Below are 20,927 nucleotides of genomic sequence, written 5' to 3' on the forward strand. Positions count from 1 at the left end.
ATATTGGATATGCTATAATAAATGTGGAAGAAACATATTCGTACCATCAAACATACTTTTGACGTGAAGGGTCTGACACCTTAGGCAATGTGAAATGCCGCAAGTGATCAGCCCTTTCTTCAATTACATAGCACAACCAAGAACTTAAAGAATTTAGGTGAAGCAATTGGCAAAACGAAAAAAGAGAAAGAAGCGTTCCACAACAAGTACGACCCTGAAGAAAACAATTAAGTATGAAATCACTGGCCTTGCCCTGGTAGCCTTGAGTTTGATTTCGATCATTGAACTGGGAGCGGTAGGAAAGGCATTCGTGTTCTTCTTTCGTTTCTTTCTTGGAGAATGGTATATGGCTGCGTTATTATGGGTACTGTATATTGCTGGATATTTGATGATCAAGCGTGAGGTACCGCTGTTGTTCAGCCGTCGTTTAATTGGACTTTATATTATTATCGCAAGCTTTTTACTATTGAGCCATGTGAAATTATTCGATTTATTATCCAATGAAGGGTCGTTTAATAACCCAAGTGTGATCATGAATACGTGGGACCTGTTTTGGATGGATGTCAATGGTGAAACCAGTACGTCGGACCTCGGTGGAGGCATGATTGGAAGCGTACTGTTCGCAGTTTCTTATTTTTTGTTCGATTCACAAGGAGCGAGAATCGTAAGTGCGACGTTCATCATCATCGGGATCATCCTGGTAACAGGGAAGTCACTCGGTGAGGTACTTGGTAAATTTGGGATCCGTTTCCGTGAGTTTTTGGGAGGCCAGTGGGAGGCCTTCAAAAATGATATGAATGAATGGAAGGAATCGAAAGAAAAGAAAAAGGCAGAAAAACCGCAAAAACCAAAAGGTAAAGATGAAGTGAAGAAAGAGCCTGCGCTCGAGCTACCTGATCAACAGGAAGATAAAAAAGTGGAACCGATTATTTCGAACTTCGCAGAAAGAGCTTATGGGGGAACAACCCCTGAGAAAGAGGTCCTGACCCCTTCAAACGGGCAAGACGAGAAAAAAGCATCAGCTCAAAATATGAAGGATGAAGAGAGTGAAGTGGATACAGCTCCTCCAATCACGTTCACTGAAGTGGAAAATAAAGATTACAAGCTTCCATCCCTTGCATTATTGAAAAGTCCTAAACAAACGGACCAAAGCAATGAGTATCAGTTGATCCATGCAAATGCAGCTAAGCTTGAAAGGACTTTCCAAAGTTTCGGTGTGAAAGCAAAAGTCACTCAGGTCCACCTGGGCCCTGCCGTCACCAAATACGAAGTCCATCCGGATGTGGGCGTAAAGGTGAGCCGGATTGTAAACTTGAGTGATGACCTGGCATTGGCACTGGCAGCTAAAGATATCCGAATCGAGGCACCGATCCCAGGAAAGTCAGCTATCGGGATCGAAGTGCCGAATTCTGAAGTTGCGATGGTTTCTTTACGTGAAGTGCTCGAGTCAAAACAGCATGATAAGCCTGACTCGAAACTGCAGATAGGACTGGGTAGGGACATAACAGGGGAAGCTGTACTCGCAGAGCTGAATAAGATGCCCCATCTTCTTGTGGCAGGAGCAACCGGAAGTGGAAAGAGTGTTTGCATCAATGGAATCATAACAAGCATCCTGATGCGGGCAAAACCCCATGAAGTTAAGCTGATGATGATCGACCCTAAGATGGTCGAGCTAAATGTTTATAATGGAGTACCGCATTTGCTCGCACCTGTTGTGACCGACGCGAAGAAAGCATCACAGGCATTGAAGAAAGTAGTCAGTGAGATGGAGCGGAGGTATGAATTATTTTCCCACACAGGTACGAGGAACATAGAAGGGTATAATGATTATGTGAAAAGACAAAATATCGAAAATGAAGAGAAGCAGCCCCTGCTTCCATATATTGTCGTTATCGTCGATGAATTGGCCGATTTGATGATGGTGGCTTCAAACGATGTCGAGGATGCCATCACCAGGCTGGCCCAAATGGCCCGTGCAGCTGGTATCCACTTGATTATCGCTACCCAGAGGCCATCAGTGGATGTCATCACCGGGGTGATCAAAGCGAACATCCCTTCAAGGATCGCGTTTGCCGTATCATCCCAAACCGACTCAAGGACCATACTTGACTCGGGAGGTGCCGAGAAACTATTGGGTCGTGGTGATATGCTCTTCATGCCGGTAGGTGCCTCAAAGCCGACAAGGGTTCAGGGTGCTTTCTTATCGGATGAAGAGGTGGAAGAAGTGGTGGACTTCGTTATTTCACAACAAAAGGCGCAGTATCAGGAAGAAATGATCCCGGATGATATTCCAGAAGAAGCTAGCAGTGGGGAAGCAGAGGATGAATTGTATGAAGATGCTGTCCAATTGATTGCAGAGATGCAGACCGCGTCTGTTTCCATGCTTCAAAGGAGATTCAGGATCGGCTATACAAGGGCTGCCAGATTGATTGATGAGATGGAAGTCAGAGGGGTCGTTGGACCTTATGAGGGCAGTAAGCCGAGAACCGTCCTGGTGGGGAAACCTTCAGAAGAACAAAATGCATGATATAAACAGCTTAGAAAGTGAAGTTCCAGGTGGAGCTTCACTTTTTTTGATGGAATCTGTGAAAATATGTCGTTCGATGAAAGGTGAGAAAAGGACCAAAAAATTATGGGGCATAATGAAAAAAAACAGAGGTAATCAGGCGGTTTTGGAAGAAAGGAAAACGATTGCAAAAGATTCCAATTCAGTTTATCCACTAATGTGTTATACTAATAAAAGCGCTTACATATAGTGACTGATTGTTTCGTTTTTGTTAACAAAATCGTGAAAAAGGCTGTTTATGTAAAGTTATTGAAAAAATCTTCATGTTTACTTTAAAAAAATAGGATTTTTAGCCTATTATTTACCAATATAGTTTTCTGAATTGCCATATTGCTCTTTTTTTTCGACAAAATCACATAATGCTATTTATTTATTAAATAAAAAGTGTTATAGTATTTTCGATTAGTAGGAAAGATATACATCAGAGGTCTGATGTCTTGAGAAAAATTGGTGGTGGTTCCAGTGACGATAAAAACAGACAATCGACATTTATACTTACAAGTTATTGACCGTTTGAAAAAGGATATTGATGCAGGGGTTTATAAAGAAAAAGAAAAACTTCCTTCAGAATTTGACCTTTCCAAACAGCTGGGTGTTTCCAGGGCGACCCTCAGGGAAGCGCTGAGGATACTTGAGGAAGAAAGTGTCATAATCCGCCGACATGGTGTTGGTACGTTTGTAAACGCTAAACCCCTGTTCACATCAGGGATTGAGCAGTTGAACAGTGTATCCAACATGATCATACAGGCTGGGATGGAGCCAGGAACCATTTTCTTAAGCTCAAGTACTCAAGACGCAACTGAGGATGATCTGAAGAGGTTTCAACTCGAGGAAGAGGAAGACATGATTTTGGTTGAACGTGTTCGAACAGCAAATGGTGAACCAGTCGTGTATTGTGTGGACAAAATCCCCGAGCGGATTCTGACCCGCAATTTCACACACGAAGATAATTCGATCTTCTCTGTATTGGAACAACGGGAGAATAGAAGGATCACACATGCTGTCGCGCAGATTGAACCGCTTGGTTATCATGATAAGATTTCCCCGATCCTTCATTGTGAACCTGAAACGGCCTTACTCGTTCTCAAACAAATGCATTTTGACGAGAATGATGAGCCGATTCTATATTCAGTGAATTATTTCAGGTCGGACAAATTCAGTTTCCATGTCTTAAGAAAGCGTGTCTAGCAATCAATCTTACTACTAATTTATTACAACAAACTTTTTGGGGGGTACTCTCGGTGAAAAAGCGTAAATTTGGTTTAGCGCTGTCTTTCGTTCTTGCAGCAGGTACGATTTTAGGTGCATGTGGTTCAAGTGATAAAGAAGAAGGTTCATCTGGTGAAGGCAAGAGTAAAGAAGATCAATTCACAGTAGCAATGGTTACGGATGTTGGTGGAGTAGATGACAAATCGTTCAACCAATCAGCTTGGGAAGGTTTAAAAGCTTTCGGTGAAGAGAACGGGTTGGAAAAAGGGAAACAAGGTTATGATTACCTTCAATCTCAATCTGATGCAGACTATGCTACAAACTTAAACACATTAGCTCGTCAAGATTTTGACTTAGTATATGGAATTGGCTTCCTAATGGAAGGCGCAATCAATGATATCGCGCAGCAGCAAAAAGATTCACACTTTGCGATTGTGGATGCTGTAGTGGAACAGCCAAACGTTGCAAGCATCACATTCAAAGAGCAGGAAGGATCTTTCCTTGCTGGTGTGGTAGCTGGCCTAACGACTAAAACAAACAAAATCGGATTCATCGGTGGGATGGAGATTCCTGTAATCGAGCGCTTCCACTCTGGTTTCTTAGCTGGTGTAAAAGCCGTTAATCCTGATGCTGAAGTTATTTCTGATTATGCTGGTGCTTTTGATAAAGCTGAACTTGGTCAGACAATCGCTTCTAAAATGTATTCTCAAAATGCAGATGTTGTATTCCACGCAGCGGGTGGAACTGGTAATGGTTTATTCAAAGAAGCACGTGACTTAAAGGAAAAGGATCCATCCCGTGAAATCTGGGCGATCGGTGTTGACTCTGATCAATCCGCTGAAGGTAAAGTTGGAGACCATAACATCGTATTGACTTCTTCTTTGAAACGTGTTGATAACGCAGTTCTAGACCTTTCAAATAAGGCAAAGGAAGGTAACTTCCCTGGTGGCGAAGTCATTTCATACGGTCTTAACGAAGATGGTGTAGGTCTTGCTGAACTTAACACTGAACTTTCAAACAAAGATGAAGTTATGGCGAAAGTGGATGAGTGGAAAGAAAAAATCGCAAGCGGAGATATCAAAGTTCCAGAATCTCTAGATGAAGCGAAATCTTTCTCTGCAGAGTAATCCTCAAATAGCACAAACCGGGATAAGCGGGCCATGGAATGCCGGCCTCTTATCCCTTTTTCTTTAGAAAGATCCTGGATATTTCGAACTAATCCGAATGGGATGGTTTCGTAGAATTTTAAAAGTTTAAAACTTTAATTGAAGCATAGAAGATTCCTTCTATCTTTCATTTAGAGTTTTAAAAGGGGATACCCCTTTTTTTATGAAGAATCAAGGTCTGACCTCTAACTACTAAATGTATTATCCCCAGCCAAAGCAAGGAGTGAAAGCAATGGATTATGTAATTGAGATGTTGAACATCCGTAAGGAATTCCCCGGCATCGTGGCAAATGACAATATCACCCTCCAGCTGAAACAAGGTGAAATTCACGCGCTTCTTGGTGAAAACGGTGCAGGTAAGTCAACGCTTATGAACGTTTTATTTGGACTTTATCAGCCGGAGCAAGGTGAAATCAGAGTCAAAGGTGAAAAAGTGAATATCACCAACCCGAACATCGCGAATGATCTCGGAATTGGGATGGTGCATCAGCATTTTATGCTTGTTGATACATTTACGGTCACGGAAAATATCATCCTTGGACGTGAACCTAAATCTGGAGCATCCGTCGATATTAAGAAGGCAGAAAAAGATATATTGGAAATATCCGAAAGATACGGACTGAAGGTTGATCCTTCTGCGAAAATTTCAGAAATTTCAGTTGGTATGCAGCAACGGGTCGAAATCCTTAAAACGTTATATAGGGGAGCGGACATCCTGATCTTCGATGAGCCGACTGCAGTCTTGACCCCGCAGGAGATCAAAGAACTTATTCAAATCATGAAAACCTTGATCAAAGAGGGGAAATCAATCATTCTCATCACTCATAAGCTAAAAGAGATTATGGAAGTGTGTGATAATGTAACCGTTATCAGGAAGGGGAAAGGGATCGGGACAGTGAAAGTCTCTGAAACGAATCCGAATCATCTTGCCAGCCTGATGGTGGGGCGTGAAGTGACATTCAAGACAGAAAAAACGGACGCATCACCTGCCGGGAATGTTCTTGAAGTGAAAGGCTTGAACGTGAAGGATAATCGGAATGTGCCGATCGTCAAAGACTTGAGCCTGGAAGTCAAGGCAGGAGAGATCCTAGGGATTGCCGGGGTGGATGGCAATGGTCAAACCGAACTGATCGAGGCAATCACTGGCCTGCACAAAGCGGATAGTGGATCAATCAAACTCAATGGCAAGGAAATCTTGAACATGAAGCCAAGGAATATATACGAAGCCGGACTGGGACATATTCCTCAGGACCGTCATAAACACGGATTGGTACTCGACTTTCCTATTGGCGAGAATATGGTTCTTCAGACATACTATCAAAAGCCATATTCAAGTAAGGGGATTTTGAATTATAAAAACATTTATAATCAGGCAAGGAAACTGATTGGCGAATTTGACGTACGTACACCGACCGAATACACGCTGGCACGCGCATTGTCAGGCGGTAATCAGCAAAAAGCGATCATCGGCCGGGAAATCGACCGTGATCCGGATCTGTTAATTGCTGCCCAGCCGACACGTGGACTGGATGTCGGTGCAATAGAATTCATTCATAAAAGGTTGATAGAACAGAGGGATAATGGGAAAGCGGTATTGTTGCTTTCATTTGAGTTGGACGAAATCATGAATGTCAGTGATCGTATTGCCGTCATTTATGAAGGTACAATCGTTGCCATCGTAGACCCGAAAGAGACAACCGAACAGGAACTCGGTCTATTGATGGCAGGTTCAAAAGGAAAGGGAACGGGGGAAAACGCACATGTCTAATCGATTAACAAACATATTAATCCCGGTCATTTCTGTCCTTTTAGGCATCATAGTTGGAACAATCATCATGCTTGTCAGCGGTTATAATCCTGTAGAAGGGTACAAAGCTTTATGGCTCGGGGTTTTTGGTGATATTTATTATGTAGGTGAAACCATCAGACAGGTGACACCTTATATCCTAGCTGGACTGGCTGTGGCCTTCGCATTCAGAACTGGACTTTTCAACATTGGTGTAGAGGGACAATTGATTGTAGGTTGGATGGCTTCTGTATGGGTCGGGGTCGCTTTTGATGATCTGCCAAAAATCATTCATTTGCCTATGGCAATCATTGCAGCTGCACTAGCAGGTGCCTTATGGGGATTCATCCCTGGATTATTGAAGGCAAAGTATCGCGTTCATGAAGTCATCGTCACGATCATGATGAACTACATTGCGTTACACGTAACAAACTCCATCATACGTGATGTATTGACCGATCGATCGGATCGTACGGATTACATTGCTGAGTCGGCTTCCTTGAAGTCACCTTTCTTTGAGAGTCTGACAGATTATTCGCGTTTACACTGGGGAGTCTTCATTGCCCTGGCCTGCGTATTCATCATGTGGTTCTTGCTTGAAAAGACGACGCGAGGATATGAGCTTCGTTCAGTTGGATTCAATCAGCATGCATCTCAATATGCGGGCATGAATGTCAACGGGAATATCATCCTATCAATGGTTATTTCCGGTGCCTTTGCTGGTCTAGCCGGCGCAATGGAAGGACTTGGTACATTCGGTTATGCTTCAATCAAAGGTGGTTTCACGGGTGTAGGTTTTGATGGAATCGCGGTTGCATTGCTCGGTGGAAATGTCGCAATCGGAGTTGTGTTTGCTGCACTACTCTTCGGGGGGCTTAAAGTAGGGGCGTTAAACATGCCTCTCGAAGCAGGTATCCCGAATGAACTGGTTGATATCATTATTGCGTTGATCATATTCTTCGTAGCATCAGGATATATGATTCGATACCTCATTCAACGATTCAGTAAAAAGGGGGTGAAATAAGTGAGCTTAATGGATGTTTTATTGATTCTAATCCCGTCAACTTTATTATGGGCATCGCCACTTATTTTCACTGCTTTGGGTGGTGCGTTTTCAGAGAGATCCGGTATCGTCAATATCGGACTTGAAGGTCTGATGGTCATTGGTGCTTTTTCAAGCATCGTCTTCAACCTGGCATTTTCAGATACATTGGGAGCTGCGACACCTTGGGTTGCACTATTGGTTGCGATGGTCATGGGTGCATTGCTTGCTGTCCTTCATGCAGTGGCATCCATCACGTTCAGGGCCGACCAAGTCGTTTCTGGGGTTGCCATCAACTTACTTGCCATCGGCCTGACTTTGTTCTTGGTAAAACGAATCTACGGAAAAGGTCAAACCGACATCATTTCAGAAGGGTTTGGGAAAGTGGATGTGCCACTTCTCCACAAAATCCCTGTAATCGGTGATATCTTCTTTACAAATACCTATTGGCCGCCTTTTGTTGCCATCCTTGTTTCGATCATTGTATGGTATATCATGTTCAAGACGCCATTCGGGCTTCGTCTCCGTTCTGTCGGTGAACATCCAATGGCAGCAGATACAATGGGAATCAATGTGACGAAGATGAGATACATCGGAGTCATCATTTCAGGGGCTTTCGCAGGTGTTGGCGGAGGGGTTTATGCTCAGTCCATTTCATCTGACTTCAGTCATGCAACGATCTCAGGTCAAGGGTTCATGGCACTCGCTGCCTTGATATTTGGTAAGTGGCATCCACTGGGTGCAATGGGTGCAGCATTATTCTTTGGATTTGCCCAAAGTTTAAGTATCATCGGAAGCAGTATCCCGTTGTTCGAAAACATCCCTAGCGTATTCTTGTTGATTGCTCCTTACGTGTTGACAATCTTGGCACTCACTGGCTTCATTGGCCGTGCCGACGCACCTAAAGCATTGGGTACACCATACGTAAAAGGAAGCCGTTAGTCGGATTTAGAAAGTGTCTTTGTTGTGAAAACAACAGAGGCACTTTTTTTGTTGGAGTCGTGAATTAAGGGTGATGTTGAACATAAGGGTGTTTGTTGTAAAGAACGATTCTGAACAGGTCCCTGACAACATATAATGAAAGAATGCTATGTGTCGAATTTTCCAGCAGAGGAAGATGCTTGAATTCTTTCTAGTGCAACATGTATAGTTAAATTAAAATACCGCACAATAAAGGTGTTTATATCTTTCGAGTACTAACGTTTAAAAATGTGCAAGTATGGACAAGGAGGACGGTACAATGACGAATATTAACGAAGTGGTGAAGGAGAAAAAGGGCTACACACTACATATCGTGGAAACGGATAAGTATAAGACGAATACGTTGGTCATGAAGTTGAAAGCACCATTGGAGCACGAAACGGTCACACTCCGCGGCCTCTTACCCCACGTCATGCAAAGCAGTACAAAGACTTACCCGAATACGACAAAACTCCGGTCTTATCTTGATGGACTATATGGAGCCAGTTTTTTTACTGATTTAGCGAAAAAAGGTGAGTACCATATCGTCAGCTTTTCGGTTGAAATCGCAAATGAGAAGTTCTTGAAGGATTCGGATCCACTTTTGGAAAAAGGGCTGGAATTCCTTTCTGAAGTAGTACTGAATCCAAACGTCGAGAATGATCAATTCCATGATGACACGGTAGATAAGGAGAAAAGGAACCAAAAGGTGCGGATTCAAGCTGTTTACGATGACAAAATGAGATATGCGAATTCTCGTCTTGTAGAAGAGATGTGTAAGGATGAAAGGTTCGCTCTGCATGTCAATGGGAAGAAAGAGGATGTAGATGCGATTACTTCAGGTGATCTGTATCAATATTACAAAAAGATCATCAACGAGGACCAAATGGACCTTTATGTGATTGGCGATGTCGATCCCGATCAGGTTGAAGCATTCTGCGACAGACTGTTCTCAATGAATGAACGGACACCGGTTGAAGTTGACTCGTCTGAAGTGAAGCGAAAAGATGCAGAAAATGTAGTCAAGGAAAAGCAGGATGTCAAACAAGGAAAATTGAATATCGGTTACCGCACGCATACACAGTATGGTGATCAGGATTACTTTGCGCTTCAGGTCTTCAATGGGATTTTCGGCGGGTTCTCTCATTCAAAACTATTCATCAATGTGCGGGAAAAAGCAAGCCTTGCATATTATGCGGCAAGCCGTTTGGAAAGTCATAAAGGGCTCCTCATGGTCATGTCAGGTATCGAATTTAAAAACTATGATCAGGCAGTAGGGATCATCCGTGAACAGCTTGAAGCGATGAAGAATGGTGATTTCACGGACGGGGAAATTGAACAGACAAAAGCTGTCATCAAGAATCAAATGTTAGAAACCGTGGATACACCAAGGGGACTAATTGAAGTCCTTTACCATAATGCCCTGGCTAAAGAGCGGATCAATCTCGAATATTGGTTGGAGCAGGTCGGGAAAACGACGAAGGAAGAAATCGTAGCGGCAGCCAACAAAGTGGAACTTGATACAATTTACTTCTTAACAGGAATGGAGGAATAGAAATGAAGAAAATTTCCTTCGATCAAATACAAGAAACGCTTTATTATGAAAAAATGTCTAACGGTCTAGATGTGTACATCCTTCCAAAGAAGGGATTCAACAAGACATATGCAACATTCACGACGAAATATGGAAGCATCGATAATAACTTTGTCCCATTAAATGAAGATGAATTTGTGAAGGTTCCGGATGGGATCGCTCATTTCCTTGAACACAAGCTCTTTGAAAAGGAAGATGGTGATGTGTTCCAGCAATTCAGCCGGCAAGGGGCTTCTGCCAATGCATTCACTTCCTTTACACGAACGGCGTATTTATTCTCAAGCACCAGTGATGTAGAAAGAAATCTTGAAACCTTGATCGATTTTGTACAGGATCCATATTTCACAGAGAAAACAGTTGAGAAAGAAAAAGGCATTATCGGACAGGAAATTACCATGTATGATGATAACCCTGACTGGCGCTTATACTTCGGGGTCATTCAAAATATGTATAAAAACCATCCTGTAAAAATCGATATTGCCGGTACGATTGAATCAATCACTCCAATCACGAAAGATATGTTGTACCAATGCTACAACACCTTCTACCACCCGAGCAATATGCTTTTGTTCGTCGTAGGTCCGGTCGATCCTGAGAAGATCATGGATCAGGTCCGTTCGAATCAGGACAAAAAACCGTATGAAAAAATGCCGGAAATCAAACGACGATTCGAAGATGAACCGGCAGAAGTAGCAGAAACAAAGCAAGTCCTCGAAATGAATGTTCAGTCCCCTAAATGTCTGGTCGGTCTAAAAGCACCTGAACCGACGCAGCAAGGGAAGGAAATGCTTAGGCAGGAACTTTCAATGAATGTCCTATTGGACCTTTTGTTCGGAAAGAGCTCAACTTATTATTTTGACCTCTATAATGAAGGACTCATTGATGAGACGTTCCATTATGACTATACCCAGGAAAACGGATTCGGGTTCGTAACCGTTGGAGGGGATACCGATCAGCCAGACTTACTGGCTGATAAATTAAAAGAGCTTTTACTGAAAGCAAAGGCGGAATCGCTCTTCACCGAAGAGGGTCTTGAGAGGACAAAGAAGAAGAAAATAGGTGCTTTCCTTCGAGCGGTGAATTCACCTGAATTTATCGCCAACCAGTTTACGCGTTATGCATTTAATGAGATGGACCTTTTCGATGTCGTGCCTACTCTGGAATCATTGACGTCTGAAGATATTCAAAAAGTGGCAGACTACATCATCAGTGAAGAACGTTTCACTGTTTGTCAAGTGGTGCCAAAGTCATAATCAAGAGAGGAACTGCCCTTGTTGCGGGGGTGGTTCTTATCTATGTTTGGGGGAGAATGTATGAAATTTGCTCTGATTACAGGAGCTTCAGGAGGTATTGGCAGAAGCACTGCCCTCACCCTTGCAAAGAAAGGGTGGAATCTTTATCTTCATTACCACTCCGATCGGGACGGGATTGAAGACTTGATGACTGAAATAACGAACCTTGGAGTGGAGGCAATCCCCATTCAAGCGGATTTGACCCAACCGGAACAGGTACAAAGCATCATTGATTCCATCTTCCGTATCGATGCCATTGTTTACGCAAGCGGAGTGGCTGGTTGGGGGTTGTTTCAAGATCAGTCCGAACTCGAAATGGATCGAATGATCAACATCCATGTGAAAAGCCCGATGCTCTTAATACAGGGATTACTTCCTAACCTGCTTAAGAATAAGGGGAATATCGTGATCGTCAGCTCCATTTGGGGACAAATCGGAGGTGCTTGCGAAGTGATTTATTCGACAGTGAAGGGTGCTCAGCTATCCTTCGTCAAGGCCCTTGCCAAAGAAACGGCTCCAAGCGGGGTCAGGATCAATTCCGTTGCCCCTGGAGCGGTTGCCACTAATATGATGGAGTCTTTTTCAGAAGAAGATCTCCTACAAGTCAGTGACGAAATCCCGATGGGGAGGCTTGCCAACAGTAAAGAAATCGCTTCTTCCATCTGTTTCTTACTTTCCGATGATGCATCTTACATAACCGGACAGACTTTGGCTGTAAATGGAGGCTGGCACACGTAATAATTTCATTTGTAGCGAATATTTTTTCCTCCTTGATACAAACTAACATTGTATTTCAATTAAGAGGAGGTACATGACAATGTCTGTATTGGATAATTGGTCAGATTGGAAAAACTTTTTAGGGGATCGCCTTAATCAAGCACAGCATGGTGGAATGGAAAACGAAACGGTTTCCGATTTAGCATACCAAATCGGTGATTACCTCGCTAAACAGGTTGAGCCGAAAAATGATCAAGAAAAGGTTTTGGCTGATTTATGGTCTGTTGCTTCTCCTGAAGAACAGCATTCCATTGCAAACATGATGGTGAAGCTAGTGAACAATAACGGTACTCGTTAAGGAGAGGGAATTTTCCTCTCCTTTTCCTATGCCTTTTCCGAGTAATGAGCGGGATCAGCAGAAATTACACGTTTTCTTTAGGTTTTCCTTTTCTAATACATGAAAATCATTTATTATATAAGCTAGATGTTTCGTGACTAATTATCGGATAAACCCCTATCTTGTCGGATTATGTTGGTTCATTGAATTTCGGGAGGTATCATAGTGGATCGAAAAGAATGGTATCTAGAATATGAAATACAGAAAAATCGACCAGGCCTCTTAGGTGATATATCATCATTATTAGGGATGCTCTCTATTAACATCGTAACGATAAATGGTGTCGATGAAGGGAGAAGGGGAATGCTCCTTCTTGCTAACAACGAAGAACAAATCACCCGCCTGGAATCAATCCTACAAACAATGGATACGATTAATGTAACCAAATTAAGGGAACCTAAATTGAGGGACAGGCTCGCCGTACGACATGGGCGATACATTCAACGCGATGCAGATGACAAGAAGACATTTCGATTTGTACGCGATGAGCTCGGTTTGTTAGTGGATTTCATGGCCGAGTTATTCAAACAGGAAGGTCATAAGCTTGTAGGCATCAGGGGCATGCCCCGGGTCGGAAAGACTGAATCAGTCGTTGCAGCAAGCGTATGTGCCAATAAGAAGTGGTTATTCGTTTCTTCCACGTTGTTGAAGCAGACAATCCGAAGCAAACTGATTGAAGACGAATACTCGTCTGATAACTTGTTCATTCTCGATGGGATTGTTTCAACAAGGCGGGCCAGTGAGAAGCATTGGCAGCTCGTCAGGGAAATCATGCGTCTTTCTGCCGTTAAAGTCATCGAACACCCAGATGTCTTTGTGCAAAACTCTGAATACACATTAGATGACTTTGATTACATCATTGAACTTAGAAACAATCCCGAAGAAGAAATTACATACGAACTTGTGGAACAAAATAACCTTTTTCAAAATTCGGATTTTGGAGGTTTTGATTTTTAATATTGGAAGGTGTTAAATAGTGACGGAATTAGGAAATCGTCTGAAGGAAGCACGCGAGGCCAAGGATTATAGTCTGGACGACTTGCAAAGAATTACAAAGATACAAAAAAGATATTTGATCGGTATCGAAGAAGGTAATTACGATATCATGCCTGGAAAGTTCTATGTACGTGCTTTCATCAAGCAATATTGTGAAGCTGTCGGCTTACAGCCGGAAGTGATCTTCGATGAATACAAGGATGAAATCCCAGCCACATATGATGATGAAATCCCAGTCAATCTTTCCCGCGTACAATCGCGGAAAGGTGTCTCGGGTAGTTCATCAAAGGTATTCGATGTCATTCCGAAGCTCTTGGTCGCTTTATTGATCATCGGTCTCTTGATCGCCCTGTGGGTATTCGTGCAAACCAAGGTAGGCGATGAATCTAATAACGCCGATACAGCCGATAAAGAACCAGTCGCTGTCGACCAAAAGGATTTACCTGAAGAAGAAGCCGATAGCAATGAAGCGGCAGATGATAAAGAATCCGATGGCGGGTCTACAAAAGAAGACAAAGAAGAAAGCAAGGACGAAGATAAGAGTGTCGAACAGTCACTAGAAGCGGTCAAGACTGAAGGAACGGTCACAACGTATGAATTGAAAGACGCCAAACCGTTCAAAATCGAATTGGCAGCCAAAGGGGATGCCTGGGTGTCTGTTGAAAATTCAAAGCAAGAATCCTTGTTCCAAGGCATGCTTTATGAAGGTGATAAGAAAGAGATTGACCTGTCATCCGACACCGAAGCGTATCTTGTGATCGGCAATGCTGCAAACACTGATATCATCGTCAATGGAGAGCTGCTGGAATATGAAATCCCGACTGATACAGTCAGACAGGATATCGTCATTCAATACACAGCTTCAGATTCACAGTGATGCGGCTCTTGGACTGACCCATTAACCATTCTGTTTTATGCATTGGAGGTAGAAAGGTGAATTTACCTAATAAGATCACAATTTCAAGAATCTTTTTGATTCCTTTATTTTTACTCATCATGCTTGCGCCATTGAACTGGGGACAAATCCTTTTTTTAGGGGCAGAAATGCCGGTGAAACATTTCGTTGGCGCATTGATTTTCATTATCGCGTCGACCACCGATTGGATCGATGGATATTATGCAAGAAAGCTCAATATGGTCACTAACTTAGGGAAGTTCTTAGATCCATTGGCAGACAAGCTATTGGTATCTGCAGCGTTGATTGTGTTGGTCGAGCTCGGCCTTGCACCTTCCTGGATCGTCATTATCATCATCAGCCGTGAATTCGCCGTTACCGGATTGCGTCTTGTTCTGGCAGGAGAAGGAGAAGTGGTGGCAGCGGGTCAGCTTGGGAAAATCAAGACTTGGGCGCAAATCATTGCGATATCAGCCCTATTGCTCCATAATGCCATCTTTGAATTAATCCATTTTCCATTTGCCACGATTGCATTATGGGTAGCCATGTTCTTTACGATCTGGTCCGGATGGGATTATTTCAAACATAATAAGCAGGCGTTCGTCAATTCCAAATAAGGGATGGCGTAGTCAATTAACTGGACGACTGTGACATACGGGTATAATCTATAAGAGATGATTCAACATGAATCATCTCTTTTCTATATGGGTATAGCTTAAAAGAGAATAAGGTCTAAGAGGATGGTCTCTGGAAAAGGAGAAGATCATTCTTACTAATGATACGTTATCCAAGAAGGGGGAAAGGGCATGAATGCAGAAATCATTGCAGTAGGTTCTGAATTATTGTTAGGGCAAATTGCCAATACCAACGCCCAATATATCTCGGAGCAGTTGGCTGAGGCCGGTGTCAACGTATTTTTCCATACAAGCGTCGGGGACAATCCGGCCCGTTTGACACAAGCCATTGAAGTTGCACAGGAAAGAGCCGATCTTCTAATCTTCACAGGAGGGCTTGGACCGACAAAGGATGACTTAACGAAAGAAACGATCGCCCGCGTACTTGGGACAAGTTTATCGATGGATGAAGAGGCCTTGGAGTCGATAAAGTCGTATTTCCTAAAAACGAATCGGGAAATGACACCGAATAATGAAAAGCAGGCACTCATACTCGATGGGTCTAAAAGTTTGAAGAATGAACATGGCATGGCCCCTGGTATGCTCTATAAGAAGGGAGATACACTTTACATGCTGCTTCCCGGACCTCCCTCGGAAATGCGCCCCATGTTCAGTAAGTATGGGATTCCAGCTATCCTACATACGCTTAAAAGGAAGGAAGTCATTTCTTCCAGGGTCCTCCGCTTCTTTGGAATCGGTGAAGCGCAGTTGGAGACCGAACTGGAAGACTTGATAGACGCCCAGACGAACCCCACGATCGCACCTCTGGCAGGAGATGGGGAAGTCACGCTGCGTTTGACGGCGAAGCATGAGTCAAAAGAAGTGGCAGCCTCCCTGCTTGATGCTGTGGAAGAAAAGATCCTGGATATCACAGGAGACTATTTCTACGGGTATGACAGGGACTCCCTGGTTGAAGTCGGGATGAGGGTATTAAGGGAAAAAGGGTTGACTCTGGCATGTGCGGAAAGTTTGACGGGCGGCCTTTTTCAATCCGAGATCACCTCGATATCAGGCGCATCCGATGTATTAAAAGGAGGAGTGGTATGTTACCAGGATGACATAAAGAAAAACGTGTTATCCGTTAAGGAGCATACACTCGAACAGTACACAGCAGTCAGTGAACAAACTGCGGTGGAACTTGCGGACAACGTGAGGAGTTTATTTTCATCCGATATCGGAATCAGTTTCACTGGAGTGGCGGGCCCTGAAGATCTTGACGGAGTAAAGGCTGGCACTGTCTGGGTCGGGCTTTCCATCAAGGGCAGGGGCACAAAGGCATTTCTCCTCAACCTCGCCGGAGGAAGGAATTCCAACCGTAAAAGAACAGCGAAATATGGCTGGCATTATTTATTAAAAGAATTATCATGAATGCTTCTCTAGAAATCTGCCTCCCCTGAGAAATCAAAAAGGGGGCAGTTTTCTTTTTTAGTCGAACGGATTTGTTAAAGAATATTGCTGATAGTTACCTATTCTAATTGTTGATTGGAGTGTAAGTCGAAGACTCCTGAGGGAAGAGCTTTGAACAAAATTCATCAAGTAAACTGCCAAAATAAAAACCGAATGGATGTTCGATTTTTTTCTTGTTTTCTCTTAAAACATGGTTTATAGTATAGATAGGTTGGATTTGAGACAAGCTTATAAGTTGTCTTGAAGTCTTATATTCAAAGGAGGAAGATTAGTGAGCGATCGTAAAGCAGCCTTAGATATGGCGTTGAAACAAATAGAGAAACAATTTGGAAAAGGCTCTGTCATGAAGCTTGGGGAACAAACTGACAGAAAAGTAGTAACCGTTCCAAGTGGATCACTTGCACTTGACGCGGCTCTCGGAGTTGGCGGATACCCACGTGGAAGGATCGTCGAGGTATATGGACCGGAATCATCAGGTAAGACAACTGTAGCACTACATGCAATTGCTGAGGTGCAGGCACAAGGCGGCCAGGCAGCATTCATCGATGCCGAGCACGCACTTGACCCTGTTTATGCACAGAAGCTTGGTGTGAACATAGACGAACTGTTGCTCTCTCAACCTGATACGGGAGAACAGGCACTTGAAATTGCCGAAGCATTGGTACGAAGCGGTGCGGTGGACGCCATCGTTATCGACTCTGTGGCAGCGCTTGTTCCTAAAGCCGAAATCGAAGGGGAAATGGGAGATTCACACGTAGGTCTTCAAGCCCGCTTGATGTCACAGGCACTTCGTAAACTATCGGGTGCCATCAATAAATCAAAAACAATTGCGATCTTCATCAACCAGATCCGTGAAAAGGTCGGGGTCATGTTCGGAAACCCCGAGACGACTCCTGGTGGACGCGCGTTGAAATTCTATTCTTCCGTACGTTTGGAAGTACGCCGTGCCGAAACACTTAAGCAAGGAAACGAAATGGTCGGTAATAAAACGAAAATCAAAGTCGTGAAGAACAAAGTCGCTCCTCCGTTCCGTGTCGCGGAAGTGGATATCATGTACGGACAAGGGATTTCCAAAGAAGGGGAAATTGTCGACATGGGCTCTGAGCTTGATATCGTCCAGAAGAGCGGTGCTTGGTACTCTTATAACGAAGAGCGCCTAGGACAAGGTCGTGAAAATGCGAAGATTTTCTTGAAGGAAAATCCTGAAATCCGCAACGAAATCATGTTGAAGATCCGTGAACATTACGGATTGGACACAGGTGCGGCGGAAGCGGAAGATCAAGGCGAACTAAATCTATTGGAAGATTAAGTTTGACAGTGGGGAAGCAAGCAGGTTCATGCTTGCTTCTCTTTATTTTTTACTCCAAATTTCCCATGATGAACATAATTATATTATGTTAACAAACAAGCTGGTTTTTATCGGATTTTGTCGAAAGGTAAGAATTCCTTTGTAAATCCAGTGTTAGACAGGACAACCCCTTGACAATAAATTTTCTGAGATTTAAAATTAACATGTATATTTTACAAATTTTTCGAATGAATATTTGAAAGCCTAGCGCTGTATATTGAGTTCAAATGAGCAATGTACAAGCCGACATGTAAAAGACATGATGAAAGTTCATAGCAAGAGGAGGTGAAATAATGCAACCTATTACAATCATCTCCATTTTGCTTGGCCTAATCGTCGGTGTAGTTGTTGGATACCTTATTCGTAAGTCCATTGCTGAAGCAAAGATTGCTGGTGCCAGAGGTTCAGCAGAGCAGATTTTAGAAGATGCTAAGCGCGAGGCGGATGCTCTGAAGAAAGAAGCACTATTGGAAGCAAAGGACGAAAATCATAGACTTCGCACTGAAATGGAAAATGAACTTCGTGAACGAAGAAATGAATTGCAAAAACAAGAAAATCGTTTAATGCAAAAAGAGGAAAACCTCGACCGTAAAGACGATACGCTTGATAAGCGTGAAGCTTTACTGGAAAGAAAAGAGGCAGCTCTTAACGAAAGACAACAACATATTGAAGAGATGGAAAGCAAAGTGGACGAGATGGTACGATCACAGCAAACAGAGCTTGAACGTATTTCAAGCTTGACTCGTGATGAAGCGAAGGGAATCATCCTGGACCGTGTTGAAAATGAGCTCTCCCATGATATTGCCATCATGGTCAGGGAACACGAGACACGTGCGAAGGAAGATGCCGACAAGAAGGCGAAAGAAGTCCTTTCACTTGCAATTCAACGTTGTGCCGCAGAACATGTGGCGGAGACGACGGTTAGTGTTGTGAATCTGCCGAATGATGAGATGAAAGGTCGTATTATTGGGCGAGAAGGACGTAACATTCGTACGCTGGAAACATTGACAGGAATCGATCTAATCATTGACGATACTCCTGAAGCGGTTATCCTTTCCGGTTTTGATCCGATCCGCAGGGAAACCGCTCGAATTGCTTTAGAAAAATTAGTACAGGATGGACGTATCCACCCTGCACGAATTGAAGAAATGGTCGATAAATCACGCCGGGAAGTGGACGAGTATATCCGGGAAATCGGTGAACAGACAACCTTTGAGGTTGGAGTCCATGGACTGCATCCTGATTTGATCAAGATCCTTGGCCGCTTGAAGTACCGTACAAGTTATGGTCAAAACGTATTGAAGCACTCAATCGAGGTCGCCCATCTTTCTGGGCTGCTTGCAGCCGAGCTTGGAGAAGACGAAAGACTTGCCAAGCGTGCTGGATTGCTGCACGATATCGGTAAGGCGATTGACCATGAAGTGGAAGGAAGCCACGTGGAAATCGGTGTAGAACTTGCAACGAAGTATAAAGAGCATCCTGTTGTCATCAACAGTATCGCTTCCCACCATGGTGATACAGAGCCTACTTCAATCATCGCTGTACTTGTAGCAGCAGCAGATGCCTTATCTGCGGCGAGACCTGGAGCGAGAAGCGAAACCCTTGAGAACTACATTCGACGCCTTGAGAAGCTGGAGGAGATTTCAGAGTCTTATGAAGGAGTCGAGAAGTCCTTTGCCATCCAGGCAGGACGTGAAGTTCGCATCATGGTAAGGCCGGAAGCCATCGACGACTTGGAATCCCACCGATTGGCACGGGATATCCGTAAGAGAATCGAAGATGAACTGGATTACCCTGGTCACATTAAAGTAACGGTCATCCGTGAAACAAGGGCCGTGGAATATGCGAAATAATGAGGTTGACTCCCGAAAGGAACCATTCCTTTCGGGGTCAGCTTTTTTATTTGTATTCCAACCGTATGGATGTATGAATAGTTAAAAGGTTAAATGTGATACAATAAACGACATAACGATACAGATTCAAATACATATGAAGAAAGGAATTATCATGAAACTATTATTTGTTGGAGATGTAGTCGGCTCAATGGGCCGTGAAATGATTTCTGAATATCTGGTGAAACTCAAGAAAAAGCATCAGCCGGATTTTACCATCGTAAATGGTGAGAACGCCGCGTCAGGTAGAGGGATTACGGAAAAGATTTATAAAAAGCTTCTGCAGGACGGTGCCGATATGGTGACAATGGGGAATCACACATGGGACAACAAGGAGATCTTCGGTTTCATCGACTCTTCAAAGAAATTGGTGCGCCCGGCCAATTTCCCGGAAGGTACACCAGGCTCCGGACTTGTTTTCGGAGAGGCATTCGGCAAGACGGTGGCTGTCATTAATATACAAGGTAGGACGTTTATGCCTCCGCTTGATGATCCTTTTAAAATCGTGGATGAATTAGTGGATCAAGCAAAAAAGAAAACATCCGTAATCTTTGTTGATTTCCATGCAGAAGCGACTAGTGAAAAGCAGGCTATGGGTTGGCATTTGGACGGTAGGGTATCAGCGGTCATCGGAACACATACACATGTTCAGACCGCAGACAATCGAGTCCTGCCTAATGGGACAGCCTTTATGTGCGATGTCGGCATGACAGGCCCTTATGATGAAGTGCTCGGTATGAATCGGGAATCCGTATTGAAGAGATTTCAAACGAGTCTCCCTGTGAGATTCGAGGTACCGAAAGATGGACGAAAGATTTTAAGTGCATGTTTGATTGATGTTGATCATAAATCCGGAAAAGCGAAACGTATCGAGCGGATTTTGATCAATGAGGATCACCCTTTTATGGCTGAATATTGATGTTTTCGTTCCTTTTTCAACCATACCGGAATGAATTGTCCATTTCTTGAATATAGTAGCAGTGGAA

General features: G+C 43.5%; 17 protein-coding genes. All 17 read left to right on the forward strand.

Features of this window, described 5'->3' with window-relative positions; all coding sequences use genetic code 11:
* Positions 1-166: 166 nt before the first annotated feature.
* Entirely contained in the window at positions 167-2,527 is a 2,361-nt protein-coding gene (locus LCM10_RS01130; protein ID WP_224873991.1) for a DNA translocase FtsK, read from the forward strand.
* Between the two features lie 501 nt (positions 2,528-3,028).
* Complete coding sequence (locus LCM10_RS01135; protein WP_224873992.1) at positions 3,029-3,754, forward strand: GntR family transcriptional regulator; 726 nt, start codon at positions 3,029-3,031, stop codon at positions 3,752-3,754.
* Between the two features lie 53 nt (positions 3,755-3,807).
* Entirely contained in the window at positions 3,808-4,902 is a 1,095-nt protein-coding gene (locus LCM10_RS01140) for a BMP family lipoprotein (RefSeq protein WP_224873993.1), read from the forward strand.
* Between the two features lie 271 nt (positions 4,903-5,173).
* A complete protein-coding gene (locus LCM10_RS01145) occupies positions 5,174-6,709 on the forward strand; it encodes an ABC transporter ATP-binding protein (RefSeq protein ID WP_224873994.1) in 1,536 nt (511 codons plus the stop codon).
* A complete protein-coding gene (locus LCM10_RS01150) occupies positions 6,702-7,751 on the forward strand; it encodes an ABC transporter permease (protein WP_224873995.1) in 1,050 nt (349 codons plus the stop codon). Before LCM10_RS01145 ends, LCM10_RS01150 begins: the two co-directional genes overlap by 8 nt.
* A complete protein-coding gene (locus tag LCM10_RS01155) occupies positions 7,752-8,711 on the forward strand; it encodes an ABC transporter permease (RefSeq protein ID WP_224873996.1) in 960 nt (319 codons plus the stop codon). It abuts the gene before it with no gap.
* Positions 8,712-9,009: 298 nt separating this feature from the next.
* Positions 9,010-10,284 (forward strand): EF-P 5-aminopentanol modification-associated protein YfmF, encoded by a 1,275-nt coding sequence (gene yfmF, locus LCM10_RS01160; RefSeq protein WP_224873997.1) that lies wholly within the window; start codon positions 9,010-9,012, stop codon positions 10,282-10,284.
* A 2-nt stretch (positions 10,285-10,286) separates the two neighbouring features.
* Positions 10,287-11,576 (forward strand): EF-P 5-aminopentanol modification-associated protein YfmH, encoded by a 1,290-nt coding sequence (gene yfmH / locus LCM10_RS01165; protein ID WP_224873998.1) that lies wholly within the window; start codon positions 10,287-10,289, stop codon positions 11,574-11,576.
* 60 nt (positions 11,577-11,636) lie between these two features.
* A complete protein-coding gene (ymfI, locus tag LCM10_RS01170; RefSeq protein ID WP_224873999.1) occupies positions 11,637-12,353 on the forward strand; it encodes an elongation factor P 5-aminopentanone reductase in 717 nt (238 codons plus the stop codon).
* Between the two features lie 79 nt (positions 12,354-12,432).
* Entirely contained in the window at positions 12,433-12,690 is a 258-nt protein-coding gene (locus LCM10_RS01175) for a DUF3243 domain-containing protein (protein WP_224874000.1), read from the forward strand.
* 204 nt (positions 12,691-12,894) lie between these two features.
* On the forward strand, positions 12,895-13,686 hold the full coding sequence (locus LCM10_RS01180) for a DUF3388 domain-containing protein (protein ID WP_224874001.1): 792 nt from the start codon (positions 12,895-12,897) through the stop codon (positions 13,684-13,686).
* Positions 13,687-13,705: 19 nt separating this feature from the next.
* A complete protein-coding gene (locus tag LCM10_RS01185) occupies positions 13,706-14,602 on the forward strand; it encodes a helix-turn-helix domain-containing protein (RefSeq protein WP_224874002.1) in 897 nt (298 codons plus the stop codon).
* A gap of 56 nt (positions 14,603-14,658) precedes the next feature.
* Positions 14,659-15,237, forward strand: coding sequence for a CDP-diacylglycerol--glycerol-3-phosphate 3-phosphatidyltransferase (pgsA, locus tag LCM10_RS01190; protein ID WP_224874003.1), 579 nt, complete (start codon positions 14,659-14,661; stop codon positions 15,235-15,237).
* A 189-nt stretch (positions 15,238-15,426) separates the two neighbouring features.
* On the forward strand, positions 15,427-16,662 hold the full coding sequence (locus tag LCM10_RS01195) for a competence/damage-inducible protein A (RefSeq protein WP_224874004.1): 1,236 nt from the start codon (positions 15,427-15,429) through the stop codon (positions 16,660-16,662).
* 310 nt (positions 16,663-16,972) lie between these two features.
* Positions 16,973-18,010: a recombinase RecA gene (gene recA, locus LCM10_RS01200; RefSeq protein WP_224874005.1), complete on the forward strand. Its 1,038-nt coding sequence runs from the start codon at positions 16,973-16,975 to the stop codon at positions 18,008-18,010.
* Positions 18,011-18,342: 332 nt separating this feature from the next.
* The gene (rny, locus tag LCM10_RS01205; RefSeq protein WP_224874006.1) at positions 18,343-19,902 is read left to right on the forward strand and encodes a ribonuclease Y; all 1,560 of its coding nucleotides are present in this window, start codon (positions 18,343-18,345) and stop codon (positions 19,900-19,902) included.
* Between the two features lie 154 nt (positions 19,903-20,056).
* Positions 20,057-20,860, forward strand: a complete 804-nt coding sequence (locus tag LCM10_RS01210; protein WP_224874007.1) for a TIGR00282 family metallophosphoesterase — start codon at positions 20,057-20,059, stop codon at positions 20,858-20,860.
* Positions 20,861-20,927 lie beyond the last annotated feature (67 nt).

The organism is Rossellomorea aquimaris, assembly GCF_020171925.1.
Taxonomy (GTDB): domain Bacteria; phylum Bacillota; class Bacilli; order Bacillales; family Bacillaceae_B; genus Rossellomorea; species Rossellomorea aquimaris_F.

What these genes read in the sequence shown, in the direction of transcription:
- LCM10_RS01145 (WP_224873994.1), top strand. Translation starts at nt 5,174, where the DNA reads ATGGATTATGTAATTGAGATGTTGAACATCCGTAAGGAATTCCCCGGC.
- LCM10_RS01150 (WP_224873995.1), top strand. Translation starts at nt 6,702, where the DNA reads ATGTCTAATCGATTAACAAACATATTAATCCCGGTCATTTCTGTCCTT.
- yfmF (WP_224873997.1), top strand. Translation starts at nt 9,010, where the DNA reads ATGACGAATATTAACGAAGTGGTGAAGGAGAAAAAGGGCTACACACTA.
- yfmH (WP_224873998.1), top strand. Translation starts at nt 10,287, where the DNA reads ATGAAGAAAATTTCCTTCGATCAAATACAAGAAACGCTTTATTATGAA.
- ymfI (WP_224873999.1), top strand. Translation starts at nt 11,637, where the DNA reads ATGAAATTTGCTCTGATTACAGGAGCTTCAGGAGGTATTGGCAGAAGC.
- LCM10_RS01175 (WP_224874000.1), top strand. Translation starts at nt 12,433, where the DNA reads ATGTCTGTATTGGATAATTGGTCAGATTGGAAAAACTTTTTAGGGGAT.
- LCM10_RS01195 (WP_224874004.1), top strand. Translation starts at nt 15,427, where the DNA reads ATGAATGCAGAAATCATTGCAGTAGGTTCTGAATTATTGTTAGGGCAA.
- rny (WP_224874006.1), top strand. Translation starts at nt 18,343, where the DNA reads ATGCAACCTATTACAATCATCTCCATTTTGCTTGGCCTAATCGTCGGT.
- LCM10_RS01210 (WP_224874007.1), top strand. Translation starts at nt 20,057, where the DNA reads ATGAAACTATTATTTGTTGGAGATGTAGTCGGCTCAATGGGCCGTGAA.